Here is a 25,731-nt window from a genome sequence, read left to right on the forward strand (position 1 = left end):
ACTGCGCCGCGAGAATGCGAAGGTGTGGCTGTATTCGCCGTCATTGCGAGGAGCGAAAGCGACGAAGCAATCCACTCTTACTTACTTTCTTTCTTGCTGATCCATGGATTGCTTCGCTGGCGCTCGCAATGACGGTGTCGAAGTTCGCTGCGTCTCGGCTATTTGAAAATTGAATCGAACGCGTTGCAATCGCAATCCAGGCGCCGTCATTCCGGGGCGCGCGTTAGCGCGAACCCGGAATCTCGAGATTCCGGGTCTGGTGCTAACGCACCATCCCGGAATGACGGCGGATGGCGGACGGCGGACGGCGGATGGCGGATGGCGGATGGCGGATGGTCCGGGCGCACAGCCTGTCCCGTCAACCCGACGGTAACGAGTTTTGTTTACCGTCTGCCAACCATAAGCCCCGGATCTCGAGGCCTGTCGTTGAGTGAGTGTGTGCAATGTTGCGTTTCAAGATTCTGGCTTCGGCTGTTCCGCTGTTGATTGCCGCCGTGTTCGCGCGCGGCGGGCTGTTGCCGGGACCGCGGCCCTGCATCACCGTTGCCGAGACCTCGGTCGAGATTGCTTCGGCGCCCTGGCAGGCCCAGCTTCACGTCAGTTTCACCGACGATCCGGCACTGGCGACGGTGCGGGTCCAGATGGTGGACAGTGCCGAGGCGGCGGATTTCGCGGTGGTCGACGATGTCGACAGCGAAGAGGCCGGTGCCTGCGAGGCCAATGCGGCGACGCGGCTGGTCGCGATCTTCGCAACGGCGACGGCGGCCGCGCCGGTGATTTATCTCTCGCCGGACGGACCGGCCGACTACCGGATCTTCGTGCGCTCGAAGACGTTCACGGCGCGCGAGGCCGCGGCCCTGATCGTCGGCGCCAGCCGCGGACACCATCGCCTCGAGGCCGCCTCTCTCTGAATTTCAGGCTTAACGCGCTGTTAACCCTGTTCTCATCGCGGCGCGTGAAGCCGCCCGGCCGCAAGCACTTTGCAATGTCGCTTCGCCATCGTCGGCGCCGGGACAGACGCGCGTCAAGGCAGTCTGAAATGCTCGCGCGAAACGATCGCAGTCCAGGGCCATCACAGGGATAGTTGCGCGATGGGGCGTGGTTTCCGGATCAAGTTGCACATACGCCGCTTCTCGCGACGCCATCCATGGCTCACCCTGGCGGTGCGCTCGTTCACGATCTTCTCCGCGGCCTTCGGCGGCGCCTATGGGTTCATCGCCGGCAGCCGTTCGCCGGATTCCGGGTATGACCCGAATGCCTTTGCGATCGGCGCCAGTTTTCTGTTCGCAATCGCCTGCGTCGCGCTGGCGACGCTCAGCATGCGGCTGCGCTGGGTCAACCGGAAAATTCGCAAGATCGCCCTGCACAACGAAGCGCTGGCCGACCGCAATTGGGAATTGAAGGAAGCCGAGGAGCGCGCCCGCAGCCTGTTCGAATCCCAGGGCGACCTGATCGTGCTGCGCGACAGCAACGGCTGCATCACCTTCGTCAACGACGCCTATTGCGAATTGGCGCAGCTGCCTCGCCGCGCGCTGATCGGCGGCAAATTCACGCTCACGGTGCTCGAGCAGGGCGACGCCGCGCTCGAGCCGAACGGCACCCGGATCCATGACCAGAAAATCGCAACCGCGCTCGGCCCGCGCTGGATCGCGTGGCGCGAGGGCCTGGTCCGGTCGGATGCGGGCCGTCCGGCGGAGATGCAGAGCGTCGGCCGCGACGTCACCGACCGCACCGAGACCGAACGCGCGCTGGCCGAAGCCCGCGACCAGGCCGACGCCGCCAGCCGCGCCAAGTCGCGTTTCCTCGCGAGGGCGAGCCACGAAATCCGCACGCCGCTCAACGGCATCATCGGCATGAGCGGGCTGCTATTGGATACGCCGCTGACGCCGGAGCAGACGACCTATGCCAGGGCGGTGAAGACTTCGGGCGACGCGCTGCTGGCGCTGATCGAGGAACTGCTGGATTATTCCAAGATCGAGGCCGGCAAGATCGATCTCGAACACCGCCCGTTCGCGCTCGCCGCGTTGATCGAGGATATCACCGAACTGCTGGCGCCGCGGGCGCAGGCGAGGAAACTCGAGATCGCCGCCTATGTCGACGAACGGCTGCCGGTGGAGGTGATCGGCGATTCCGCGAGGCTGCGCCAGGTGCTGCTCAATCTCGCCGGCAACGCGATCAAGTTCACCGCCAGCGGCGGCGTGGCGCTGATCGTCGAGCCGGGCATCTGGCCCAACGAAATCGTTTTTCTGGTGCGCGACACCGGCATCGGCATCGCGCCCGAGGCGCGAGAGCGGATCTTCCGCGAATTCGAGCAGGCCGATGACCGTATCGCCCGCAGCTACGGCGGCACCGGTTTGGGCCTGAGCATCTCCGAGCGCATCGTCAAGCGCATGGGCGGCCGCATCAGCCTGGAAAGCACGCCGGGCGTTGGCTCGACCTTCGAAGTATCGATCCCGCTCGCGGCGTCCGAGGCCGCCGGCAGCGAGCAAAAGCCGTTCGCGGCGCCGGACTTGACCGGCCAGTCGATCATGCTGGTGGCGCCGCAGAGCATCGAGGCGTCGCTGATCGCCCGGCGGCTGCAGCGCTGGGGCGGCCAGACCTGCGTGGTGTCGGATATCGCGGTGGCGCAGGCCTTGCTGCCCGAGCGTTCCTGGCACGCTATCCTGCTCGACCGCGCCCTCGGCGCGGCTGAGGTCGAATCGCTGGGGCAGGCGGCGCGCATGCACGCGACGCAACGCATCGTCATGTTCACGCCGGCCGCGCGGCATGAACTGCAGCCTTCCGCCTCCGCCGCGTTCACCGGCTACCTGATCAAACCGCTGCGCGCGGCGTCGCTCGCGGCCCGCCTGGCGATGGCGCCGGAAATTCCCGCGCCTGACCTTGCCGGCGACGGCTTGATCGAGCTTTCGGATCCTGCGGAGAGCCCGGGCATCGCGCCGGCGCGAGGTCTTTCGGTGCTGGTCGCGGAAGACAACGAGATCAACGCGCTGTTGATGCGTTCGCTTCTGATTCGCCTGGGGCATCATGCCGTCATCACCACCAATGGCGAGGAGGCGATGGAATCGTGGCTGGCGGCCAAATCGGCCGGCGCGCCCTATGACCTGGTGCTGATGGATATCCAGATGCCGCAACTCGACGGCATCGAAACCACAAAACGGATCCGCAGCCTTGAGTCCGGCCAGCCGGGCCGCCAGACGCCGATCCTGGCGCTGACCGCGAACACGCTGGTGGAGGATCGCTACGCCTGCTTCGAGGCCGGCATGGATGGTTTTCTGATCAAGCCGCTCGATCGGGAAAAGCTGGCCGACGCGCTGGCGGGCTTGGCCGCCTCGCGGCATCTTGCGGCGTGAGACGTGCCGTCATTCCATCCAGATACGCTACAGCCGCCGCAGCGCCACCGTCTCAACCACATGGTCGGCGCCCTTTTTCAGGATCAGCGTCGCGCGCGGCCGGGTCGGCAGAATGTTGTCTTCGAGGTTGGCGAGGTTGGTGCGTTCCCAGATCGCCAGCGCGGTTGCGGTGGCTTCCTCGTCGGAGAGCAGGGCATAGCGGTGAAAATACGATCGGGGATCGTGGAACGCGGTATCGCGCAGCGCCAGGAAACGCCTGACGTACCAGTCGCGCAGCACCGCGACCTCGGCATCGATATAAACCGAGAAATCGAAGAAATCCGACACCACCGGCACCGCCTTGCCGTCGCGCGGCAGCCGGCCGGTCTGCAGCACGTTGACGCCCTCGACGATCAGAATGTCCGGCCTGTCGATCTCGATCCATTCGTTCGGAATGATGTCGTAGGTCAGATGCGAATAGACCGGCGCCCGCACCGGCCGCCTTCCGGCCTTGGTATCGCTCAGAAACGACAGCAGCGTCGGCAGGTCGTAGCTCTCCGGAAAGCCCTTTTTCTGCATCAGGCCTTGCCGCTCGAGCACCGCATTGGGAAACAGAAAGCCGTCGGTCGTCACCAGATCGACTTTCGGCCGCGGCGACCAGCGCGCCAGCAGCGCCTGCAGCACGCGCGCGGTGGTCGACTTGCCGACCGCCACCGATCCGGCGACGCCGATAATGTAGGGCATCTTGCGGTCTTCGATGCCGAGAAAGCGCCGCTGCGCGAAATACAGCCGCTGCATGGAATCGACATAGATCGACAACAGCCGCGACAGCGGCAGATAAATCTCCTCGACCTCGCTGAGATCGAGCCGGTCGTGCATCGAGCGCAGCTTGGCGATCTCGTCGGCTTCCAGCGTCATCGGCATATCATCGCGCAGCCGCGCCCACTGGTCGCGCGAGAATACCCGGTAGGGATTGTACTGCTGGTCCGCTGCGCGAATATCCATGAAGCCGCCTTGGTTGCTAGATTGGGGCCTGGTCTGGTCCGAAAACCTTCATGCGCCGTCGCGCTTGCGCGCGGCCTTCTCCTCGAGACCCGACATGCTCGTGCGCCGCGCCAGGGCGGCCTCGACGTCCTCAAGCTTCACGCCGCGCGATTTCAACAGCACCAGCAGGTGAAACAGCAGGTCGGCGCTTTCGGCGATCAGGTGGTCGCGGTCGTTCTCGACCGCGGCGATCACGGTTTCCACCGCCTCCTCGCCAAATTTCTTGGCGCAATGCTCTGCACCCTTGTCCAGCAGTTTGCGCGTGTAGGACGCCTCTCCTCCCGACGCCGCGCGGGCATCGATGGTGGCGGCGAGATCGTGGATTGTGAAACGTGACATCAACTCAACTCACGCGCCCGGCAGACATGGGGCGCCACTCGTCCGGAGGAAGGTAGCACTTCTGTCAGAAAGTGTCGTCAGGGGTCGAGCCGCATCGGCAGCCCCGCGCGCACCATATGGTCCTTGGCTTCACGTATGGTAAATTCGCCGAAATGGAAGATCGACGCCGCCAGCACCGCGGTGGCATGGCCCTGGCGAATGCCATCGACCAGGTGGTCGAGATTTCCGACGCCGCCTGACGCGATCACGGGGACGGCAACGCTGTCCGCCACGGCCTGCGTCAGGGGAATGTCAAAACCCTGCCTGGTGCCGTCGCGATCCATCGAGGTGAGCAGGATCTCGCCGGCGCCGAGCGAGACTACTTCCTGGGCATATTCGATGGCGTCGATCCCGGTGGAATTGCGTCCGCCATGGGTGAAGATTTCCCAGCGCTCCGAGCCGCCGCCGCGCCTGACGCGCTTGGCGTCGATCGCAACCACGATGCACTGATCGCCGAATTTCTCGGCGGCTTCCTTGACGAATTCGCGGCGGCTGACCGCGGCGCTGTTGATCGAAACCTTGTCGGCGCCGGATCGCAGCAGCGTCCTGATGTCGTCGATGCTGCGCACCCCGCCGCCCACCGTCAGCGGCATGAAGCAGGCTTCCGCCGTACGCCGCACCACATCCAGCATGATGCCGCGATTTTCATGGGTGGCGGTAATGTCGAGAAAGCACAACTCGTCGGCGCCGGCGGCGTCATAGGCGATCGCGGCTTCGACGGGATCGCCGGCATCGCGCAGATCGACGAAGTTGACGCCCTTGACGACTCGGCCGTCCTTGACGTCGAGACAGGGGATCACGCGGACCTTGAACATTCTCGAAAACTCCTAGGCCGCTGCGCGCGCGTTGCGGATCAGCGCCAGTGCGGCTGATGAATCGAGCCGGCCGTCATAAAGCGCGCGGCCCGCGATAGCGCCAGCGAGTTTCCTGGCGCGCGGCGCCAGCAGCGCCTTCACGTCATCGATGGACGCAAAACCGCCTGAGGCGATGACCGGAATCGAGATGCGCTCGGCCAGCGCAATGGTGGCATCGAGATTGAGGCCTTTCAACAGACCGTCGCGCGCAATGTCGGTGAAGACGATCGCGGCGACGCCGGCATCCTCGAACCGCTGCGCGATTTCAAGCGCGGTGACCTGCGAGGTCTCGGCCCAACCCTCGACCGCGACCTTGCCGTCGCGCGCGTCGAGACCGACGGCCACGCGGCCGGGGAATTTTTTGGCGGCACCCTTCACCAGTTCGGGATCGCGCACCGCCGCGGTACCGATGATCACCCGCGTAATGCCCTTGGCGAGCCAGGCCTCGACGGTACCTAGATCGCGGATGCCGCCGCCGAGCTGCACCGGCATGGTGACAGCCTTGAGCATCGCCTCGACGGCCAGCGCATTCATCGGCTTGCCGGCGAAGGCCCCGTCGAGATCGACCACGTGCAGATATTCGAACCCCTGCGCGGCAAAGTCGCGCGCCTGTGCCGAGGGATCGAGGTTGAACACAGTCGCGCGCGCCATGTCGCCCTGTTCGAGGCGCACGCATTGGCCGTTTTTCAGGTCGATCGCGGGAAACAGGATCACGTTGCTCTTCCTGCTCCCTCCCCCCTTGCGGGGGAGGGTCGGGGAGGGGGGGTGCCCATCACGGCTTCCATTTCAAAAAGTTCGAGATCAGCGCCAGCCCGAAACGCTGGCTCTTTTCCGGGTGAAACTGGGTGCCGACCGCGGTGTCCTTGCCGACGATGGCCGTGACCGGACCGCCGTAATCGGCGCGTGCCAGCACATCGGCCTCGTTGGTCGCGTTGAGGTGATAGGAATGCACGAAATAGGCGTGACGGCCTTTCGGTCCCAGCGGCAGGCGTTCGAGCACCGGATGCTCCCTGATCATATCGAGCGTGTTCCAGCCCATATGGGGAATTTTCAGATTCTCCTCGCGCGGCGAAATCTTTTCGACGTCGCCGGCGATCCAGTTGAAGCCGTCCGTGGTGACGTGCTCCTTGCCGCGGGTCGCCATCAGCTGCATACCGACGCAGATGCCGAAGAACGGCCGCGCCTTGCTTCGCACTGCCTCCGTCATCGCCTCGATCATGCCGTCAAGCGCGTCGAGGCCCCGGCGACAATCGGCGAAGGCACCGACGCCGGGCAGCACAATGCGGTCGGCGCGAAACACCACTTCAGGATCGCGGGTCACCACGATCTTCTGCGGATCTTGCATGCCGCGCGATGCGCGCTCGAACGCCTTCGCCGCCGAGTGTAGATTGCCGGAGCCGTAATCGATGATGGCAACGCTCAACGCGAGGCTCCCGGTTCCGGAAACAATCCGATGATCTCGCTCTGCGGCAACGGCGGCGGGCGCGAAAACGGCTGCCCCGGAATATCCCGCGTCGGCGGCGGCGCGCCGCGATCGACCGCCAATTGATCGTTAGCGAGCGCGCGCTGTTTGGCGGTCCAGCGATCGAAAAAACGCCGCTCGGCCGATTCCTCGTCGTCGGCCACCACGATGTCGAGCTGGCGCCAGTTGCGCCGCGACAAGGTCCAGCGCTGCAGGCTGGCCGCTTCCGATCCCATCAACAACGCCATCAGTACATTGGCCAGGAAGATCGCTCCTGCGCCGCCGCCGAGGCGCGCCATTCCGACGTCGATGGCGGCGATCACGACGATCCAGCCGATCAGCGCCAGCCATAGCCGATGCCAGGCGAGCCACACCGGTCCCAGCAATGCTGCCCAGACGTGAAAGCCGTCGCGAACGAATGCGAAGCGGTCGGTTGCGCGAATGCCCACATCATTCGCTGTGGGAGCGTGAACAGTGTAAACCGGCATCGTACCTCTCCGCCGCGAACGACAGGAAATCAGCCGCCGAGCTGACCCTTGGTGGACGGCACTTCACCAGCGGCACGCGGATCGATCGCGACCGCTGCGCGCAGCGCCCTCGCCAGACCCTTGAAGCAGGATTCGGCGATATGATGGCTGTTCTCGCCATATAGGGTCTCGACGTGCAAAGTCACGCCGGCATTGATCGCAAAGGCATTGAACCATTCGCGAACCAGTTCGGTATCGAATGTACCGACCTTGTCGCGCGGAAACTCCACCTTGAACACCAGCACCGGCCGTCCCGAAATGTCGATCACGACGCGTGACAGCGTCTCGTCCATCGGCATGTGGATACTGGCATAGCGGGTGATCCCGGCCATGGTGCCGAGCGCCTGCTTCACCGCCTGGCCGAGCGCGATGCCGACATCCTCCGTGGTGTGATGGTGGTCGATATGGAGGTCGCCGACCGCCTTCACCGTGAGGTCGATGCGCGAATGCCGGGCCAGCAGATCCAGCATATGGTCGAAAAAGCCGATGCCGGTGGCAATATTGGACACGCCCGACCCGTCGAGGTCCACTGTCACCTCGATGTCGGTCTCCTTGGTCTTGCGCTTGATGGTCGCTATGCGCATGAAAAGTGCTTATCCCTCTCGAAAACGCGGCCCTTTTAACAGGCTCCCCCCGCGTTCGCTACTGCGGGATCGTCCTCTTCGGACCGAACTTCGGGCTATGGTGACCGGAATCCGCCGCCAAAGCGTCGCCGATTGTAACCCCCGGCCTTAGTCCCTAAATCTGGCGGAACGCGAGGTACTCCATGCAAGCATCACAATCCGAGTCGCCGGTCTGGCACGGCACCACCATTTTGACCGTCCGCAAGGGCGGCAAGGTGGTGATCGGCGGCGACGGGCAGGTCTCGATCGGCCAGACCGTCATTAAATCCAACGCCAAAAAGGTCCGCAAACTCGGCAAGGGCGACGTCATCGGCGGATTTGCCGGTGCCACGGCCGATGCCTTCACGCTGTTCGAGCGGCTGGAAAGCAAGCTCGAGCAATATCCGGGGCAACTGACCCGGGCCGCGGTCGAGCTTGCCAAGGACTGGCGGACGGACCGCTATCTGCGGCGGCTGGAGGCGATGATGATCGTCGCCGACAAGGATGTGTCGCTGGTTCTGACCGGCACCGGAGACGTTCTGGAGCCGGAGGCCGGCGTGATGGCGATCGGATCCGGCGGCAATTATGCCTTGGCGGCCGCCCGCGCGCTGGTCGACAGCGACAAGGATGCCGAGACCATCGTGCGCCGCGCGCTCGATATCGCCGCCGACATTTGTGTCTACACCAATCGCAATGTGACCATCGAGACGCTGCAGGGCGGCTGATCGATGGCGCCGGATTATGCCTTCCGCCCGATGGCCGGAGCCGATCTGCCCTTGATCCGGAACTGGCTCGAGACGCCGGAGGTCAGGAGTTGGTGGGGGGAGCCCGCCGAACAATACGCGCTGGTGAGCGGCGATCTCGAGCATCCCGACATGGACCAGTTCATCGTCGCCCTTGGCGGCCATCCGTTCGGCTATATCCAGTGCTACGCACTCAGCACCTGGAACCAGGGTTTCGGCCCGCAGCCCCCCAGGACACGCGGCATCGATCAATTTATCGGCGACCCCGAAATGATCGGCCGCGGACATGGCTCGCGCTTCATCCGGCAATTCGTTGACACTTTGCTGAAATCGGGAATTCCGCGCATCGTGACCGATCCCGATCCGGACAATGGCCGCGCGGTCCGCGCTTACGCCAAGGCGGGCTTTCAAAGCGACCGCATGATCGATACGCCGGATGGTTCGGCCCTGCTGATGATGCGAAATCCATGACGCTGCAACATGACGCGTCAGGCACCCGCGACTTTTCCCCCTGGCATTGGCTGCTGATCGCCGGCGGCCTGCTCGCGCTGCAAGCATCGATCCTGTTTGCGATGGGGCGAGTGCCGATCTGCACCTGCGGCTACGTCAAGTTCTGGCACGGCGTGGTGCAGAGCTCGGAGAATTCGCAGCACCTCACCGACTGGTACACCTTCTCGCACATCATCCATGGCTTCCTGTTCTACGCCGCGACCTGGCTGTTGCTGCCGCGCCTGTCCTGGCCCGGCCGTCTCATTGTAGCGATGCTGGTCGAAGGCAGCTGGGAGGTCGTTGAAAATTCCAACTGGATCATCGAGCGATACCGCACCGGAACGATGTCGCTGGACTATTATGGCGACAGCATCGTCAATTCGGTTTCCGACACGCTGTCGATGGTCGCGGGATTTTTACTGGCCAGAAAACTGCCGGTTGCGCTGACGGTTGGCCTCACGCTCGCGTTCGAGATTCTGGTGGGACTTCACATTCGCGACAATCTTACCCTGAACATCATCATGCTGGTCCACCCCTTTGATGCGATCCGGCAATGGCAGGCCGGACCACCGATTATCTAATGAATTCAACGCCGCTTGTCCCCGCAACATTTTGAACCTACCTAGGGCCCATGACTGACTTCTCCCCCCGTGAAATCGTATCCGAACTCGACCGCTTCATCGTCGGCCAGACCGACGCCAAGCGCGCGGTCTCCATCGCGCTACGCAACCGCTGGCGGCGGCTGCAGCTCACCGGCAGCTTGCGCGAGGAGGTGCTGCCGAAAAATATCCTGATGATCGGGCCGACCGGAGTGGGCAAGACCGAGATCGCGCGGCGGCTGGCGAAACTCGCCGGCGCGCCTTTCATCAAGGTCGAAGCCACCAAATTCACCGAAGTCGGTTACGTCGGCCGCGACGTCGAGCAGATCATTCGCGATCTGGTCGAAGTCGCGATCGCGCAAACCCGTGAACGCAAGCGCAAGGACGTGCAGGCGCGCGCCCAGCTTGCCGCCGAGGACCGGGTGCTCGATGCCCTGGTCGGCGCCAATTCCAGCGCCGCGACGCGCGATTCGTTCCGCAGGAAGCTGCGCGCCGGCGAACTCAACGACAAGGAAATCGAGGTCGAGACGCAATCCTCCGGAGGAATGCCGATGTTCGAGATTCCCGGGATGCCGGGGGCGCAGATGGGCGCGATATCGATCGGCGATATCTTCGGCAAGATGGGCGGACGAACCAAGACCCGCCGCCTGACCGTAGAGGATTCCCACGAGCTTCTGGTCAACGAGGAATCCGACAAGCTGTTGGACAACGATCAGCTGGTGCAGGAATCGATCCATGCGGTCGAGAATAACGGCATCGTGTTCCTCGACGAGATCGACAAGATCTGCGTGCGCGATGGCCGCACCGGCGGCGATGTTTCGCGCGAAGGCGTGCAGCGCGACCTCTTGCCCCTGATCGAAGGCACCACGGTGTCGACCAAGCACGGCACCGTGAAGACCGATCACATCCTGTTCATCGCGTCGGGCGCGTTTCATATCGCCAAGCCATCGGATCTCTTGCCCGAATTGCAGGGTCGGCTGCCGATCCGGGTCGAACTGGAAGCGCTGACGCGTGACGACATGCGCCGCATCCTGACCGAGCCCGAGGCTTCCCTGATCAAGCAATATGTAGCGCTGATGCAGACCGAGGGCGTGACGCTGGATATCACCGACGGCGCGATCGACGCGCTCGCGGACGTGGCGGTGGCCGTCAATTCCACGGTGGAGAATATCGGCGCGCGGCGGCTGCAGACCGTGATGGAACGCGTGCTCGACGAAATTTCGTTCGCCGCGCCCGACCGCAATGGCGAGACCATCCAGATCGACGCTGACTACGTGCAGAAGCACGTCGGCGATCTCGCCAAGAACGCCGATTTGAGCCGGTTTATTTTGTAGTTTGTTGTCGTCCCTGCGGGTGCATGTGAATGCAGGGATCCAGCCGGCGATGTTGGTCGTGGACGGCGTGATGGCTCCAGCCTTCGCGCCTTAAATATTTGTGGCTCTGGGTTCCGGCTCGCGCGGAGCCTGTCATCGGGCCGGCCGAAGGCCGGACCCATTGGCTTGGCCGGGACGACATCCGGAATAATGGCGCGTTGCGCTCCGCACATTTGCCGTGTGATAAGTTCGAGCCTGATTGAGCCGTTGTTTCCGGGTGCCGAATGAATCTGCGTGTGCGGGAAAACCCCTGGCGCCTGATGCTCGCCGTCAATATCGCCGTCGTCATTGGGGTCTTTCTCTACAAGATCACGCGCGCGCCCTACGTCCCCTACATCCATCTTCTGGTCGACTATCATTTCGGCTTTACCAAGCGGGCGCTGATCGGCGCGCTGGTGTCGCTGTTTTTCGCAAAGGTGCCGGTGTGGCTGGTATTCGCGCTCAGCGGTGCTGTCTGGCTGATCACGCTTGCGCTGTTCGTCAAACTGTTCCGGCGAACCTTCGGCTTTGACGATGCGCAGATGCCGCTGTTCGTGCTGATGGCCGGCTCGCCGTTCTTCTTCAAGAATTTCATGCACACGCTGGGGCATTTCGATATCTACGGCTGTGCATTCGCGATTTGCTTGCTGCTGGTGCCGGCGCGCTCCGTGATTTTTGTGATGCTTGCGGCGCTTGCCTCGATGATCCTGATCCTGATCCACCACATTCATGTCTTGATGTATGTGCCGACCATCGCGGTCATCGTGGTGCTGCGGTATTATCTCGTGCAGGGTTTGACGCGGCTAAACGCAATCGTCGGCATCGGTGCGATCGCGGCCATCGGCCTGTTGTTTCTGTCCGCGCAATTCCTAGGATCGGTGACAGTGCCTTCGGAAGAGTTCGTCCGCTATCTGCAGAGCCGCATGACCGACCCGAGCCGGACCGACCTGCTCAGTTTCAGTTATATCTGGTATCAGCCGCTTTCCAAGGAAATCGAGGACACCTGGAATCGGATGCCATCCAACATTCTGGGCGTGCCGGTGTTCGCGTTGCTGATCTGGCTGCATGCACCGCTCTGGAAATATTTTGCCGACCTGATCCGGTCGCTGGCGGAAGATGTGCATCGACGCATCGTCATTTCCGCCATCGTGATGGTGAGCGCGGCCTATCTGATCATCTTTGCGATGGTGTTCGACTATTCGCGATGGATCTCGAACTGGGCGGTCTGCATGTTCCTGATCCTGCACGCGGTGAAGACCTTGCCCGGTTCGAAACCCGTGCCGCCGATAGCGGCGGATGATCGAAAGACCACCATTCTCGGCTGGATCGTGACGCTGATCCCGCGGGTCGGGATCGTCAGGCCATTTTAGGCATCTCAGATTTTTGATCGCCTGATGCGCACGTAAAGCGCGCCCTCGCCGCCATGGCCGATATGGGCTTCCTCAAAACCAACCACCAGCGAGCGGAATTCCGGCAGGCTCAGCCATTGCGGCACTTGGCGGCGCAATACCCCGCGCTCGGATTCAGCCCCCATTTTGCCTTTGCCGGTGATGACCAGCACGAAGGTCAGGCCATCGCTGTGGGCGCGCTGCAGGAAGCCCGATAGCGCGTGGTGGGCGCGGGTCTGCGTCATGCCGTGCAGGTCGAGCCGGGCCTCGATCTCCTTCCGTCCGCGCGAAAGCTGCGAACGCTCGCGGCGTCCGATGGGCGCCAGCGGCGGTGTGGGAGGCTTTTGCGCACTTGTGATCGCGACAGGCGCAACGCGCCTTGGCATTGCCCCGGGTTTCACAGCAAGTGGGGAATCCGCGACCGGCGCATCCGCCGGCGGCTTGGCGGCGCGGGGCCTTTTCCGGAGCGGCTTCGTCTGTTTCGCAACGCTCTCCCATAACGCGCGCTCTTCTTCGCTCAAGCCGCGCTTGCGACGTGGTGGCGTGGCCAATTCGGGAATCGAGGGCGAGGGCGGGCGTTTCATCGGCGGCGACGATAACGACGATAGTAACGCTGACGCCGCCGGTCGCGGCCCGGCTTGAGGTTGGGCCGCGGCTCCGGCAGCGGTACGGCTGGTACGGCAGCGGGCGGGGCGCTCGAAGCTTGCGTCGCGGCTGCCGGGGGCGGTGACTTGTTCGCGGATGCCGGCGGGCTGGCGGTGTCCTTTCCAACGGGCGCCGCGGAATTCTCCGGCGGCTTCGCGCCGGCCTTCTGATCTTTTTGCTGATCCTTCAGGGGATCGACCTGCGGGAACAGCTTCGCGATTTTCGCCGAGGGCCGCGCATCCGGCAGCGGCATCTTGCGGCCCCTCGCCACGGGATCGAGGCTCTTCGGCACCAGGATCACGAAGCGCATGGTGTGCCGGAAGCGGCCGGACACCCTGCCGGCTTCCGCGCCGGCGCCGTAATAGATATCGGCGCGCGCAGGACCTGTAATCGCGGAGCCGGTGTCCTGCGCCACCATCAGCCGCCGAAACGGCGTCTTCGACCGCGCCGATTCGATCGGCAGTTCGCCCTCGATAAAGAACGGCGTGCCATAGACGTGCAGCGCCCCGTCGACCGCGATCGACCGTCCCGGCGTCAGCGGCACGCCCTGCGCGCCGACCGCTTCATCCTTGTCGGAGAGCTGCACTTCGCGGAAGAACACGTAGGAGCGGTTCTGCCGCCGCAAATCCTTGGCGCCGTCGGGATTTTGCTCCATCCACTCCCTGATCTTCTGCATCGACATCTGCTCTTTCGGAATGATGCCGCGATCGATCAGGATGCGCCCGACCGCCGTATAGGGATAGCCATTATGCGCATCATAATTGATGCGGATGGTGGTGCCGTCCGCGAGGTGGACCCGGGCCGAACCCTGGATTTGCGCGAACAGCAGATCGGTCTGATTTTTTAGCCAGCAGATTTCAAGGCCGCGGCCGGCAATCGCGCCGTCTTCGATCTCGGCGCGGTCGTAGTAGGGCACGAGCTTGCGGCGCCCGATCTTGCGAAACACCTGGCCCTTGTTGGGCAGACTGGGCGCGTCCTGCTTGAAGCCGCGGACGAACAAATTCGATGGACGGCGATAGACCGGCACAGAGTAGACGTCGGTCTGGGTGCGGGATCCGTCGATGACCGGCTCGTAGTAGCCGGTAACGAAGCCCGCGTCCTCCCCAAGCCGCGAAATGCGCAGGGGCAGAAAGTGCTCCTCAAAGAAGGCCCTGGCCCTAGCGCCACTCGAAATGTCGGCGGCCCTGGCCGCGCGGCATGGATCGCGCAACGAGGTGCCCAGGGCCTTGGGATCGGCTGATGGCATTTGCTGCTGCGCGATCGGCTTGCAGCTGGTGCGAAATGCCTTGTAGGCCTGCAGGTGGTCGTCCTCGCTCCAGCCGGCGATATCGGCCCATGCGACCGGAGCATATTGGCTGCCGCTGATTTCGAGCGGCCATTCAAGACGGGGGTAGGGGAGGTGGCGCGCGGCAGCATCCGGAAGATGGGACCAAACATGACGCGCGGTACGCGCGGCAACCGGAAACAGCGACAACGCGACGGCCATCGCACAACACGCGGCAGCGTATCGCCAAAAAGCCCGCGCGCTAGTGAGCGCTGCCGGTGCCAACCAGCTTCCAGTTCGGATCGCGTGAAGTAATGTCGCGGGCGAACGTCCAAACATCGGTGATATCGGCGACCTTGTCCGGATTGCCGTCGACGATCGTGCCGGCCTTGTCGCGGGTCACCGAAATCATCTGCGACACAAAACGAACGGTCAGCTGTGCCGCCCGGTCGCGGCTTTCGGCGCCGACGAGTTCGGCCTTGTCGATCGAAACGAACCGCGTTTCCGTCTTTTGCTCGTGCTTCTCGCGGTCGCGGATTACGCTCTCGAAACTATCATAGACCTCCGATGACAACAGATCCTTAAGCGCGCGGCGATCGCCGTTGGCGAACGCCAGCACGATCATCTCATAGGCGCTGCGCGCCCCGCTGAGGAAATGCCGCGGATCGAACGAGGAATCCTGGGCCGCAATGGCATCGAGCCCCTGGGCGAGCGGCGTGCCGGGCTCGGTCAGCCCCTTCCAGCGGTCGGTCGGCGGCGCGACGTCTGCCGTGGGCGCCAGAGGCGCCTGGTCGATTACCGCTCCCGGTATCGGAACCACTTTATTGTCCTGGGCGCCCTGCACCACATTGCGCGCGGTGCGATCATAGGGCGGCCGCTCGCTGCCGGTACGCTGTCCGAGCACATTGCGCAGGCGCAGGAAGATGAAGACCGCCAGCGCCAGGAAGATGATGGTGTAAATATCCACGTCGCATTCGCTTTCTGGTCTGCGCCGGCAATGGCTCCGGCGGTAGAGCGTTCCCCTCGGGGAACGGCAGAGATTACATCATGGATGGGTCTGCAGCATGTAGGCACGAAACTTGGCCTAGCCAATGGCGCGTTTTGGCATGAAAGGCCATGCCGGTGGAAATAGGACAAGCCGATGCCGCACCCCGTTTGCCACCCGCGAATTGTAGCGCGTTTTCGTCGCAAGGGGAAACCCCCCGGCATGCGCGGAAATCGCGCATATTCAACAATTTAGAGAGTATGCTGGTTGGCAGGCTGGCGGGTATTCCCAAGCCGTGCCGCCCGCTCCGAGGCGGCGCGCCTTGGTGGGGCGCAGGTGATGGTCGTCCTTGTAGAATGAGGTGGGGCTATGATAGCCACTCGCCCCGACAACGGCATTTTCACACCGTACGAGCGATTCCGGACATAAAACCTGCTCCGCTCGCTTTCAGGAGAGATTTCATGACCAACGGCAACGGCGCGCCTCCCGAAGCAGCCCCTCCTCCCCAGCTGAACGTGCTGGCGCAGTATACCAAGGACCTGTCGTTCGAGAATCCGAACGCGCCCGCCTCGCTGGCGCCGCAACCACAGCAGCCGGCGATCAATATCCAGATCAACGTTACCGCCAACAATATCGCCGAAAACGAATATGAAGTGACGCTTTCGGTCGAAGGCAAGGCGGAAAATGCCGGCAAGGTAATGTTCAGCTTTGATCTCGCCTATGCAGGCGTATTCCGCATTCTCAACGTGCCGCCGGAAAACCTGCATCCGCTGATCATGATCGAATGTCCGCGGCTCTTGTTCCCGTTCGCGCGCGAAATCATCGCCACCTCGGTGCGCGATGGCGGTTTCCCGCCGCTGATGCTGGACCCCGTCGATTTCGTCGGCCTGTACCGGCAGAACCTGGAACGACAGGCTACCGCCCAGGCCGCGCAGGGAAAACCAAGCTAACCACGGGTCGCGCTTGGGTTTTGCGCGTATTTTAATCGCAAAACCGGTATCCGCCCTCGGATCAGGTCCGAGGGCATGCTTTTTGCGGAATACGCTGGGGATCACGCGCCCAGAAAATCCTTCCAGATCGCCTTGTCGCCGAGCGTGGCGATAAAGGCACGATGCGCCATGCGATCGGCCTCGGTGATCCGCGGCATAAGCGGCACCTCGCGTTGTCGCCGCGGCATTTCCCCGTATCCGCCGCGCGTATCACGCGTTTCGGCCGCCAGGATCAATTGCGACTGCCGGGCCCCGATCAGATCGATATAGACTTCGGCCAGAAGTTCGGCGTCGAGCAATGCGCCGTGCTTGGTGCGGTGCGAATTGTCAATCGCGTATCGCGAGCAGAGATCGTCGAGACGGTTCGACACGCCCGGATGCTTGCGCCGCGCCAGCAGCAGCGTGTCGACCAGCCGGTCGCGCGCGATCGCCGGCCGTTTGATGCGGTCAAGCTCGGCGTTGATGAAGCCGATATCGAACGATGCGTTGTGGATCACCAGCGGCGCGTCGGCGATGAATTCCAGGAACTCCTCGACCACATGGGCGAAAAGCGGCTTGTCGGCGAGGAACTCGCCGGAGAGACCGTGCACCGCAAAGGCTTCGGCCGGCATGTCGCGCTCGGGATTGAGATGCCGGTGAAAGGTCTGCCCGGTCGGCATGCGGTTGAAGATCTCGACGCAGCCGATTTCGACCAGCCGGTCGCCCCGCAGCGGGTCGAGGCCGGTGGTTTCGGTATCGAGAACGATTTCGCGCATGGACTATAAACCGTTGGGAATGACGAATCAGGATCGTCGCTGCGGCATGTTAACAGCCTCGGCCAGAATATCCCTGATTCGTGCCCGCACCGGATCAAGTCCGTGCGACGTATCCACCACGAAATCCGCGCGCTTGCGCTTCTCGGCGTCGGGCAACTGCCGCGCCAGGATCGTGTCGAACATCTCGCGGGTCATGTTGTCGCGGGCCAAAACCCGCTGGCGCTGAATTTCTGATGTCGTCGTCACCACCACCACCGCATCGACGCGTTTCTCGCCGCCGGTTTCGAACAACAGCGGCACGTCGACCACGGCGACCGGCGCGCCGGATTGCTCGGCGTCGTGAAGGAACTTTTGGCGGGAGGCGCCGAGCATCGGATGAACGATCTGCTCCAGCTGCTTCATCGCGGCTGGATCATGCAGCACCCGAGCCGAGAGCAGCGCGCGGTCGACTTTGCCGTCCGCGGTCGTGCCTGGAAACGCCGCTTCGATGGCAGGCACTGCCTCGCCTTCGTACAGCCTGTGAACGGCCGCATCGGCATCGTAAACCGGCGCGCCGGCTTCGGCGAAGAGCTTCGCGGTGGTTGATTTCCCCATCCCGATCGAGCCGGTCAGCCCAAGAAGTATCATTCAAGCATCGCCATTGGCTGCCCTATCGGGATTCGTTTTTCACACACCGAGCAGCCGCTCGCTGCGCAGGAACGCGAGCAATGGCAGCAGCGGCAAACCGAGGATGGTGAAATGATCGCCTTCGATACGCTCGAACAAATGGATCCCCAGCCCTTCAAGCTGATAGGCGCCGACGCTTGAGGTAACCGCCTCTCCGGCGGCGTCCAGATAGGCCTCGATTTCGGCCTCGCCAAGCCGCCGCATGGTCATCCGCGCCATCGTCGCGTCGGCGAACAATATCTTGCCGTCGCGCGCAACCGCAACGGCGGAATGCAGTTCATGGCTGTGGCCGGCCAAGTCGCGCAATTGCTCCGCGGCCTGCCCGCGGCCGGCCTGCTTGCTGAAAAGCCGCGTCCCCAGCGCCAATGTCTGATCGGCGCCGACGACAAATCGGCCAGGCCGGTGCGACGACACCGAAAGCGCTTTCGCGCGGGCCAGATGCAGCGCGATCTCGCCGGGCGCCGAAAGGCCTGAGGCCTGCTGCACGGACCGCTCGTCGATTTCGGCGGGAACGGCTTCGAACGCGATGCCGGCATTGGCGAGCAGCGCTTGCCGGGCGCGGCTCTGCGAGGCGAGTATCAACGGATGTTGTCCGCGCCAGAGTGTCATTCCGAAAGCCGCGACCGCTGCCGGTCAGTGTACAGTTTCATGATGGCGGCGGCGGTTTCCTCGATCGATCGCCGGGTGACGTCGAGCTGCGCCCAATTGAATTTCGCGCTCAATCGCCGCGCGAACGCGACCTCATCGGCGACCACCTGACGATCGATGTAGTCGTCGTTGCCGGGACCGGCGCCCATGCTCAACAGCCGGTTCTGCCGGACCTGGATCAGGCGCTCCGGCGTCGCGTGCAGACTGACCACCAGCGGTTTTTTCAAAGTCTCCAGTTGATGCGGGATAGCGATGCCCGGCACCAGCGGAACATTCGCGGTGCGGATGCCGCGATTGGCGAGATAGATCGAGGTCGGCGTTTTCGAGGTGCGGGACACACCGACCAGGACCACGTCGGCCTCTTCCAGTCCTTCGACATGCTGGCCGTCATCGTGCAACATCGTATAATTCAGCGCGTCGATACGCTTGAAGTATTCCGCATTCAGGGTGTGCTGCGCACCAATCCGCCCGGTGGTCGGCGCACCGAGATAGGCCTGAAACAACTGCATCACCGGGCCGATGATCGAAAGGCTGGGGATATTGATCTCCTGGCACTTGGCTTCCAGCCGGCCGACGAGATCTTTCTCCAGCAGGGTAAAAAGCACGATACCCGGTGCTTCCTCGATTTCATCGAGCACACGGTCGAGCTGCTTCTGGCTGCGCACCAGCGGATAGACATGTTCGACCGGCGTCACGTTGGCGTATTGCGCGGCCACCGCGCGCGCCACCGTGATCAGTGTCTCACCGGTCGAATCAGAGACCAGGTGAAGATGGAAATAGTTGCCGATCGTAGGCACCGTGACCCCTGTGTAACCTGTGAATCTCTGTGGAGTTTACCTGAGAGAATCGGCCATGGGCCGACCGATCAGGGATAACCCGGCTTTTTCTTCACAGACCTCGAATTGAGGATAAGTCCGTTCACCGCACGCGATGATAGTGCGGTTATGTGGACTTGTCTCTTCGTAACCCAGCGACAAGTTTGCGCAACCACTTGGAAAGCGTAGCCTTATTCCGATCGTCGAATGCAGGGCGAAGATTGTTGATGGATGTGAACAAGCCCGGACAATCGCGGGACAGTTTTGCGCGGGCCTAATTCACCGCTACTTAGACTCAAACCTAAGATTCTAAAATTATTGTTTTAGAAAAGGGCTGCTTGCGGATATGTCTCCGTTCCCGGCTCAAGTGAGGCCTCTTCGCAGCGCTGATGATCACTGGAACGTTCCGGTGTTGCGGTTACCAAAACGGCGCTTTCAAAAATGAGTGAGACCTCCACGATGTACGAATGGATCAAGGCGCTGCATGTGATCGCCGTGATCGCATGGATGGCGGGCATGCTCTATTTGCCACGGCTGTTCGTCTATCATTGCGAGGCGGAGGGCGGATCGAAGCAGTCCGAGACGTTCAAGGTGATGGAACGCCGGCTGCTGAAGGCGATCATCAATCCGGCGATGGTCGTCACCTGGCTGGCCGGACTGTACCTCGCCTGGGCCGGCCATTGGTTTTCGGCGAGCTGGCTGCACGGCAAGCTTTTGCTGGTGGTATTGCTGTCGGGTGTCCACGGCTTTTTCTCCCGCTGCGTCAAGGATTTTGCCGCCGATCGAAACACCAGAAGTCAGATATTTTACCGTATTATCAATGAGGTACCGACCCTTCTGATGATAGGGATCGTAATTCTGGTGGTGGTGAAGCCGTTTTGATGGGCACGGTGCGCAACATCCAGCTTCGAGGCGCGCTTGCGGAAAGCCGGACGATTTTCTATATTACTGAAATCCCACCCCACGCAGGCGGATGTGGTTGCGTCCCGGTTTCCTCGTTGAACCGGCCGCCGCATCAGGTTTGAAGCCTCTCCGGCACTTTCCTAGCTCAGACCTGCGGACCATCCTGATCTCGCGTCCGCATTTTCGAAAAAGCCACCTTGCAGCCCCTCCCCCCGTTATTCCACAGGACCATCCCAATGCGGGAAATGAAACTTCAAGACCTCAAAGCCCAGACGCCAGCCGAGCTCGTCTCGTTCGCGGAAGAAAAGGGGGTCGAAAACGCCAGCACGATGCGCAAGCAGGAGCTGATGTTCGCCATTCTCAAACAACTCGCGATCCAGGAAACCGATATTATCGGCGAAGGCGTCGTCGAGGTTCTCTCCGACGGCTTCGGCTTCCTGCGCTCGCCGGACGCCAATTATCTGCCGGGACCGGATGACATTTATGTCTCGCCCTCGCAGATCCGCCGCTTCGGTCTTCGCACCGGCGACACCATCGAAGGCCATATTCGCAGCCCGAAAGAAGGTGAACGCTATTTCGCGCTGCTGAAGGTCAACACGCTGAATTTCGAAGACCCGGAAAAATCCAAGCACAAGGTCAATTTCGACAATTTGACGCCGCTGTTTCCCGATCAGCGGTTTCGACTCGAACTCGAGGACCCCACCAGAAAGGACCTATCTGCAAGGGTTATCGACATCGTCGCCCCGATCGGCAAGGGCCAGCGCGCGCTGATAGTGGCGCCGCCGCGGACCGGCAAGACGGTACTGATGCAGAACATCGCGCACTCGATCACGGCCAATCATCCGGAGTGCTATCTGATCGTGCTCCTGATCGACGAACGCCCCGAAGAAGTCACGGACATGCAGCGCTCGGTGAAGGGCGAAGTGGTCTCGTCGACCTTCGACGAGCCGGCGGTGCGCCACGTCCAGGTCGCCGAGATGGTCATTGAGAAGGCCAAGCGGCTGGTCGAGCACGGCCGTGACGTGGTGATCCTGCTGGACTCGATTACGCGACTGGGGCGCGCCTACAATACCGTGGTGCCGTCCTCGGGCAAGGTTCTGACCGGCGGCGTCGATGCCAACGCGCTGCAGCGGCCGAAGCGCTTCTTCGGCGCCGCGCGTAACATCGAGGAGGGCGGTTCGCTCACCATCATCGCGACCGCGCTGGTTGATACCGGCAGCCGCATGGACGAAGTGATTTTCGAAGAGTTCAAAGGCACCGGCAATTCCGAACTAATTCTCGATCGCAAGGTCTCGGACAAGCGCACCTTCCCGGCGATCGACATCTCGCGCTCCGGCACCCGCAAGGAAGAACTGATCACCGATCCGCAACTCCTGAAGAAAATGTATGTGCTGCGCCGGATCCTCAATCCGATGGGCACCATGGACGCGATCGACTTCTTGCTCGACAAGCTGCGCAACACCAAGAACAACTCGGAATTCTTCGAGTCGATGAATACCTGAGCCCTTCCCGGCCTGTTTCGAAGGGGCGCTCCGTGCAAGGGGGCGCCCTTTTTTGTGAATGTCCGCCAAATCGATGCTGCGGCTTCTGCTGCGGTAGAACCGCAATATCGCAAAATCTGCGGGCTCGACGGGGCTTCACCGTAAGCCTTTGAATTAGCTTGTGATTAATGGTGTCGCCCCCGATCGACCTAGCCGAGGGGCGGATTTCTGCAGCATAAGGAAGGCAAAATGCTGCGGGAATGCTGCAGCATTTGTTGCGCCCCGTGCGGCGGATCGCTGGGCTTGCCCCAATTCGCACGAGACAGTCTGGGAACTGAAATAGCGTTGCCTTTTCAAGGGCTCAAGGGGCAAATAGGCGATGCATCCGCGGCAACAGACCATCTTCGCGCTCTCGACGGGCCGCCCGCCGAGCGCGATTGCCATTGTGCGGGTGTCCGGACCGCAAGCCGGGGCCGCGGTGACCTCGCTCGCCGGCAAGATACCGGCGCCGAGGATGGCCGCCAGGGCATTGCTGCGCGATGCCAACCAGCAGCCGATCGACGATGCGGTGGTGCTGTGGTTTCCGGGACCGGCAAGTGCGACCGGCGAGGATGTCGCGGAGTTTCACATTCATGGCGGGCGTGCGGTGCTGGCGGCACTGTTGGCGACGCTGTCGGCAGTTGAAAATATTCGCGCGGCGGAGCCGGGTGAGTTTACCCGCCGCGCGTTCGAGAATGGCAAGCTCGATCTCACCGAGGCCGAAGCTCTCGACGATCTGATTCATGCCGATACCGATCGGCAACGCCGGCAGGCGCTGCGGCAGCTGAAGGGGCTGCTCGGTGACAGGGCGCGCGACTGGCGCGCGCAGATCATCGCAGCCTCCGCACTGATCGAGGCCGGAATCGATTTCTCCGACGAGGGCGACGTCCCCCAGGAGCTGATCGCGCCGGCGCTTGCCAGCATCGAAGCGCTGCTAGGCGAAATCCAGGAAGTGCTTGCGGCGCAGGGGAAAAGTGAACGGCTGCGGGACGGGCTGGTGGTTGCGATCGCAGGTCCACCGAACGTCGGCAAATCGACGTTGATGAATCAGCTGGCGCGGCGCGAGGTTGCGATCGTGTCGCCGCACGCCGGCACCACGCGCGATATCATCGAGGTGCAGCTCGATCTCGACGGCTATCCGGTGACGGTGATCGATACCGCCGGGATTCGCGAGACCGAAGATCCGGTGGAGCAGGAGGGGGTGTGTCGCGCGCGGGCGCGCGCGGATGAAGCTGACCTGGTGCTGTGGATGATCGATGCGCAGCACGAAATGAATCGGCCCGAAGGCGCCGCGCCGGTGTGGACGGTGCGCAACAAGATCGATCTCGAGGGAGGCGGCGTGGCGAACCCGGGGCAGACGGCTGGCGCCTCGCCGGGACCGGACGGGGCCGGCTTCAAGATTTCAGCGAGCCGCGGCGACGGAATCCAGCAATTGGTCGCAGGCTTAATTGCGTTTGCTCAGGATTTTTTCGGGTCGGGCGAGGGGGCCCTGGTTGGGAGAGTGCGGCAGCGCGAATTGCTCCAGCAAACGGCCGCTTCGTTGCAGCGCAGCATAACGGCAGCCGGAGGGGGCGAGGAACTTGCCGCGGAAGATCTTCGGGCGGCGGCGTACAGCCTGGGGCGGCTACTTGGCCGCGTCGACGTTGAGGATATCCTGGATGTGATTTTCAAAGAGTTTTGTGTGGGGAAATAGTATTTCTTCATTCATTTTTTTGCGTGTTTCACGTGAAACAAGGGGGCCGACCGGCCTGCGCCGGCCGTTTCACGTGAAACGTCGGATGCTGCAAACTTACTCCTTCCGGGTTTTGTGATCCCACGATAAAAGTCCGGCATGACCGCCCAGCTGGAATCATTCGACGTCATCGTCATCGGCGGAGGCCACGCCGGCTGCGAGGCCGCGAGCGCCGCGGCGCGCATGGGTGCCCGGACGGCGCTGGTGACGCATCGGTTCGCAACCGTTGGCGCGATGTCCTGCAATCCCGCGATCGGAGGGCTCGGCAAGGGCCATCTGGTCCGCGAGGTCGATGCGCTGGATGGGCTGATGGGGCGCGTCGCCGATGCCGCCGGCATTCAATTTCGCATGCTCAACCGCCGCAAGGGTCCGGCGGTGCGGGGCCCACGTGCCCAGGCCGACCGCAAGCTCTATGCCGCGGCAATGCAGGCTGCCATCAGCGAGACCGCCAATCTCAGCGTGATCGAGGGGGAAGCCGACGAGTTGGTCGTGTCCGGCGGCCGCGTCACCGGCATCCGCCTGGCGGATGGCCGCGAACTTCGCGCGGGAGCAGTCGTCATTACCACCGGCACCTTCCTGCGTGGCCTGATCCATCTCGGTGAGAAGAACTGGCCGGCCGGCCGCGTTGGCGAGGCGCCGGCGCTGGGGCTCTCAAAGTCGTTCGAGCGCGCCGGCTTTTCGTTGGGGCGGCTAAAGACCGGCACGCCGCCGCGGCTCGATGGTCGCACCGTCGACTGGCCGGCGGTCGAAATGCAGCCCGGTGACGATCCGCCGGAGCCGTTTTCGGTCATGACCGACCGGATCACGACACGCCAGATCCAGTGCGGCATTACCCGCACCACGCCTGCCACCCACGAGGTGATCCGCGCCAACGTGCATCGCTCGCCAATGTATTCGGGCCAGATCAAGAGCACCGGGCCGCGCTATTGCCCCTCGATCGAGGACAAGATTGTCCGCTTCGGCGATCGCGACGGCCATCAGATCTTCCTGGAACCGGAAGGACTCGACGACGACACGGTCTATCCGAACGGCATCTCTACTTCGCTGCCGGAAGAGGTGCAGCTGGCCATCCTGGCGACGATTCCAGGCCTTGAGCGGGTACGCATGGTCCGGCCCGGCTATGCGATCGAATACGACCACGTCGACCCGCGCGAACTCGATCCGACCTTGCAGACCAAGCGTTTGCCCGGGCTGTTTCTGGCCGGGCAGATCAACGGCACCACCGGCTATGAAGAGGCGGCGGCGCAGGGGCTTGTTGCGGGTCTCAACGCCGCATTGGCTGCCGGCGGTGCTAATTCGATCGTGTTTGACCGTGCCGACGGCTATCTCGGCGTGATGATCGATGACCTCGTCACGCGCGGCATCACCGAGCCGTACCGGATGTTCACCTCGCGGGCCGAATACCGCCTAACCTTGCGGGCCGACAACGCCGACCAGCGCCTGACCGACAAGGGGATCGCGCTGGGTTGCGTCGGAGAGGCTCGTTCGCTGCGTCACGGTTCCAAGATGGCTGCGCTGACCGCGGCGAAATCGCTGGCAAAGTCGCTGACGCTGACGCCGAATGAAGCCGCCAGGCATGGCCTCGCGCTCAACAAGGACGGCCATCGCCGCTCGGCCTTCGAGCTATTGGCCTATCCGGAGATCGGCTGGACCGAGATCGCGGCAATATGGCCTGATTTGTCGGCCATTGACCCAGCGATTGCGGTTCACCTCGAAATCGATGCCAAGTACGACGTCTATCTCAAGCGCCAGACTGCCGACGTCGATGCCTTCAGGCGGGACGAGGGGCTGATCCTCAGCGATATCGATTACAGCCTGGTGCCCGGACTTTCCAACGAGGCCCGCGCCAAGCTCGAAGCCGCGCGTCCCTGGACCGTAGGGCAGGCGGGTCGACTCGATGGCCTGACCCCGGCCGCCCTGGGCATTTTGGCTGCGTATCTGCGACGGGAGACCCGGCGCAAGAATTCGACGGCGACCGCATAAGGCTGTTTCACGTGAAACGGGCTGGCTGACGACCGTCCCTCTCGACGTCATCCCGAGTT

At 62.9% G+C, this 25,731-nt stretch carries 26 protein-coding genes; 12 read left to right on the forward strand and 14 right to left on the reverse strand.

Features of this window, described 5'->3' with window-relative positions; genetic code table 11:
• The first annotated feature begins 443 nt into the window (after window positions 1–443).
• Together B5527_RS41215 and B5527_RS41220 are read left to right on the forward strand one after the other, a co-directional pair.
• Window positions 444–911, forward strand: coding sequence for a hypothetical protein (locus tag B5527_RS41215; protein WP_079606601.1), 468 nt, complete (start codon window positions 444–446; stop codon window positions 909–911).
• 180 nt (window positions 912–1,091) lie between these two features.
• A complete protein-coding gene (locus B5527_RS41220; RefSeq protein WP_079606602.1) occupies window positions 1,092–3,350 on the forward strand; it encodes an ATP-binding protein in 2,259 nt (752 codons plus the stop codon).
• A gap of 27 nt (window positions 3,351–3,377) precedes the next feature.
• Here the strand turns inward: B5527_RS41220 and coaA are convergent, their stop codons facing one another.
• The 7 genes from coaA to hisB all read right to left on the reverse strand — a co-directional run bounded on the left by coaA (window position 3,378) and on the right by hisB (window position 8,178).
• Window positions 3,378–4,334: a type I pantothenate kinase gene (gene coaA, locus B5527_RS41225; RefSeq protein ID WP_079606603.1), complete on the reverse strand. Its 957-nt coding sequence runs from the start codon at window positions 4,332–4,334 to the stop codon at window positions 3,378–3,380.
• Between the two features lie 48 nt (window positions 4,335–4,382).
• Complete coding sequence (locus tag B5527_RS41230) at window positions 4,383–4,712, reverse strand: phosphoribosyl-ATP diphosphatase (protein WP_079606604.1); 330 nt, start codon at window positions 4,710–4,712, stop codon at window positions 4,383–4,385.
• A gap of 77 nt (window positions 4,713–4,789) precedes the next feature.
• Window positions 4,790–5,566: an imidazole glycerol phosphate synthase subunit HisF gene (hisF, locus tag B5527_RS41235; protein WP_079606605.1), complete on the reverse strand. Its 777-nt coding sequence runs from the start codon at window positions 5,564–5,566 to the stop codon at window positions 4,790–4,792.
• Window positions 5,567–5,578: 12 nt separating this feature from the next.
• Window positions 5,579–6,319, reverse strand: coding sequence for a 1-(5-phosphoribosyl)-5-[(5-phosphoribosylamino)methylideneamino]imidazole-4-carboxamide isomerase (gene hisA, locus B5527_RS41240; protein WP_079606606.1), 741 nt, complete (start codon window positions 6,317–6,319; stop codon window positions 5,579–5,581).
• Between the two features lie 58 nt (window positions 6,320–6,377).
• A complete protein-coding gene (hisH, locus tag B5527_RS41245) occupies window positions 6,378–7,028 on the reverse strand; it encodes an imidazole glycerol phosphate synthase subunit HisH (RefSeq protein WP_079606607.1) in 651 nt (216 codons plus the stop codon).
• Entirely contained in the window at window positions 7,025–7,555 is a 531-nt protein-coding gene (locus tag B5527_RS41250) for a DUF2628 domain-containing protein (RefSeq protein WP_079606608.1), read from the reverse strand. Before B5527_RS41250 ends, hisH begins: the two co-directional genes overlap by 4 nt.
• 29 nt (window positions 7,556–7,584) lie before the next feature.
• Window positions 7,585–8,178 carry an imidazoleglycerol-phosphate dehydratase HisB gene (hisB, locus tag B5527_RS41255; RefSeq protein WP_079606609.1) on the reverse strand — a complete coding sequence of 198 codons (594 nt, stop codon included), beginning with the start codon at window positions 8,176–8,178 and terminating at the stop codon, window positions 7,585–7,587.
• A 182-nt stretch (window positions 8,179–8,360) separates the two neighbouring features.
• Here hisB and hslV point away from each other — a divergent pair, with 182 nt between their 5' ends.
• The 5 genes from hslV (at window position 8,361) to B5527_RS41280 (ending at window position 12,749) form a co-directional block, all read left to right on the forward strand.
• Window positions 8,361–8,921 carry an ATP-dependent protease subunit HslV gene (hslV, locus tag B5527_RS41260; RefSeq protein WP_079606610.1) on the forward strand — a complete coding sequence of 187 codons (561 nt, stop codon included), beginning with the start codon at window positions 8,361–8,363 and terminating at the stop codon, window positions 8,919–8,921.
• Window positions 8,922–8,924: 3 nt separating this feature from the next.
• On the forward strand, window positions 8,925–9,410 hold the full coding sequence (locus B5527_RS41265) for a GNAT family N-acetyltransferase (protein ID WP_079606611.1): 486 nt from the start codon (window positions 8,925–8,927) through the stop codon (window positions 9,408–9,410).
• A complete protein-coding gene (locus tag B5527_RS41270; RefSeq protein WP_079606612.1) occupies window positions 9,407–10,009 on the forward strand; it encodes a DUF2585 domain-containing protein in 603 nt (200 codons plus the stop codon). The genes B5527_RS41265 and B5527_RS41270 overlap by 4 nt, the downstream gene beginning before the upstream one ends.
• Before the next feature lie 50 nt (window positions 10,010–10,059).
• Window positions 10,060–11,361 carry an ATP-dependent protease ATPase subunit HslU gene (hslU, locus tag B5527_RS41275; RefSeq protein WP_079606613.1) on the forward strand — a complete coding sequence of 434 codons (1,302 nt, stop codon included), beginning with the start codon at window positions 10,060–10,062 and terminating at the stop codon, window positions 11,359–11,361.
• A gap of 263 nt (window positions 11,362–11,624) precedes the next feature.
• A complete protein-coding gene (locus B5527_RS41280) occupies window positions 11,625–12,749 on the forward strand; it encodes a hypothetical protein (RefSeq protein WP_079606614.1) in 1,125 nt (374 codons plus the stop codon).
• Window positions 12,750–12,754: 5 nt separating this feature from the next.
• Here the strand turns inward: B5527_RS41280 and B5527_RS41285 are convergent, their stop codons facing one another.
• Genes B5527_RS41285 through B5527_RS41295 form a run of 3 tightly spaced genes read right to left on the reverse strand, consistent with a single transcriptional unit; the run spans window position 12,755 to window position 15,643 of the window.
• Window positions 12,755–13,351, reverse strand: a complete 597-nt coding sequence (locus B5527_RS41285; protein WP_079606615.1) for a Smr/MutS family protein — start codon at window positions 13,349–13,351, stop codon at window positions 12,755–12,757.
• Window positions 13,348–14,898, reverse strand: coding sequence for a murein transglycosylase A (gene mltA / locus B5527_RS41290; RefSeq protein WP_245332439.1), 1,551 nt, complete (start codon window positions 14,896–14,898; stop codon window positions 13,348–13,350). Before mltA ends, B5527_RS41285 begins: the two co-directional genes overlap by 4 nt.
• 40 nt (window positions 14,899–14,938) lie before the next feature.
• Window positions 14,939–15,643 carry a Tim44/TimA family putative adaptor protein gene (locus B5527_RS41295; protein WP_079606617.1) on the reverse strand — a complete coding sequence of 235 codons (705 nt, stop codon included), beginning with the start codon at window positions 15,641–15,643 and terminating at the stop codon, window positions 14,939–14,941.
• Window positions 15,644–16,122: 479 nt separating this feature from the next.
• On the opposite strand from B5527_RS41295, the gene secB reads away from it, so the two are divergent.
• Window positions 16,123–16,611 carry a protein-export chaperone SecB gene (secB, locus tag B5527_RS41300; protein ID WP_079606618.1) on the forward strand — a complete coding sequence of 163 codons (489 nt, stop codon included), beginning with the start codon at window positions 16,123–16,125 and terminating at the stop codon, window positions 16,609–16,611.
• 101 nt (window positions 16,612–16,712) lie between these two features.
• Here the strand turns inward: secB and dnaQ are convergent, their stop codons facing one another.
• From dnaQ to B5527_RS41320, 4 genes are read right to left on the reverse strand one after another with little or no spacing between them, the layout of a single operon-like run.
• Window positions 16,713–17,405, reverse strand: a complete 693-nt coding sequence (gene dnaQ / locus B5527_RS41305) for a DNA polymerase III subunit epsilon (protein WP_079606619.1) — start codon at window positions 17,403–17,405, stop codon at window positions 16,713–16,715.
• A gap of 27 nt (window positions 17,406–17,432) precedes the next feature.
• Entirely contained in the window at window positions 17,433–18,032 is a 600-nt protein-coding gene (gene coaE / locus B5527_RS41310) for a dephospho-CoA kinase (protein WP_079606620.1), read from the reverse strand.
• A 39-nt stretch (window positions 18,033–18,071) separates the two neighbouring features.
• Window positions 18,072–18,680, reverse strand: a complete 609-nt coding sequence (locus B5527_RS41315) for a Maf family protein (protein ID WP_079606621.1) — start codon at window positions 18,678–18,680, stop codon at window positions 18,072–18,074.
• Window positions 18,677–19,516 (reverse strand): pyruvate, water dikinase regulatory protein, encoded by an 840-nt coding sequence (locus tag B5527_RS41320; RefSeq protein WP_079606622.1) that lies wholly within the window; start codon window positions 19,514–19,516, stop codon window positions 18,677–18,679. Before B5527_RS41320 ends, B5527_RS41315 begins: the two co-directional genes overlap by 4 nt.
• A 477-nt stretch (window positions 19,517–19,993) precedes the next feature.
• Between B5527_RS41320 and hemJ the strand changes: the two genes are divergently transcribed.
• From hemJ to mnmG, 4 genes are all read left to right on the forward strand, one after another.
• Window positions 19,994–20,416 (forward strand): protoporphyrinogen oxidase HemJ, encoded by a 423-nt coding sequence (gene hemJ / locus B5527_RS41325; protein WP_079606623.1) that lies wholly within the window; start codon window positions 19,994–19,996, stop codon window positions 20,414–20,416.
• Window positions 20,417–20,673: 257 nt separating this feature from the next.
• A complete protein-coding gene (gene rho / locus B5527_RS41330) occupies window positions 20,674–21,939 on the forward strand; it encodes a transcription termination factor Rho (RefSeq protein ID WP_079606624.1) in 1,266 nt (421 codons plus the stop codon).
• Between the two features lie 358 nt (window positions 21,940–22,297).
• Complete coding sequence (gene mnmE, locus B5527_RS41335; RefSeq protein WP_079606625.1) at window positions 22,298–23,650, forward strand: tRNA uridine-5-carboxymethylaminomethyl(34) synthesis GTPase MnmE; 1,353 nt, start codon at window positions 22,298–22,300, stop codon at window positions 23,648–23,650.
• 138 nt (window positions 23,651–23,788) lie between these two features.
• On the forward strand, window positions 23,789–25,672 hold the full coding sequence (mnmG, locus tag B5527_RS41340; protein WP_079606626.1) for a tRNA uridine-5-carboxymethylaminomethyl(34) synthesis enzyme MnmG: 1,884 nt from the start codon (window positions 23,789–23,791) through the stop codon (window positions 25,670–25,672).
• Window positions 25,673–25,731: the final 59 nt, after the last annotated feature.

Origin of the sequence: Bradyrhizobium erythrophlei (genome assembly GCF_900129425.1) — a bacterium.
Classification (GTDB): Bacteria; Pseudomonadota; Alphaproteobacteria; order Rhizobiales; family Xanthobacteraceae; genus Bradyrhizobium; species Bradyrhizobium erythrophlei_C.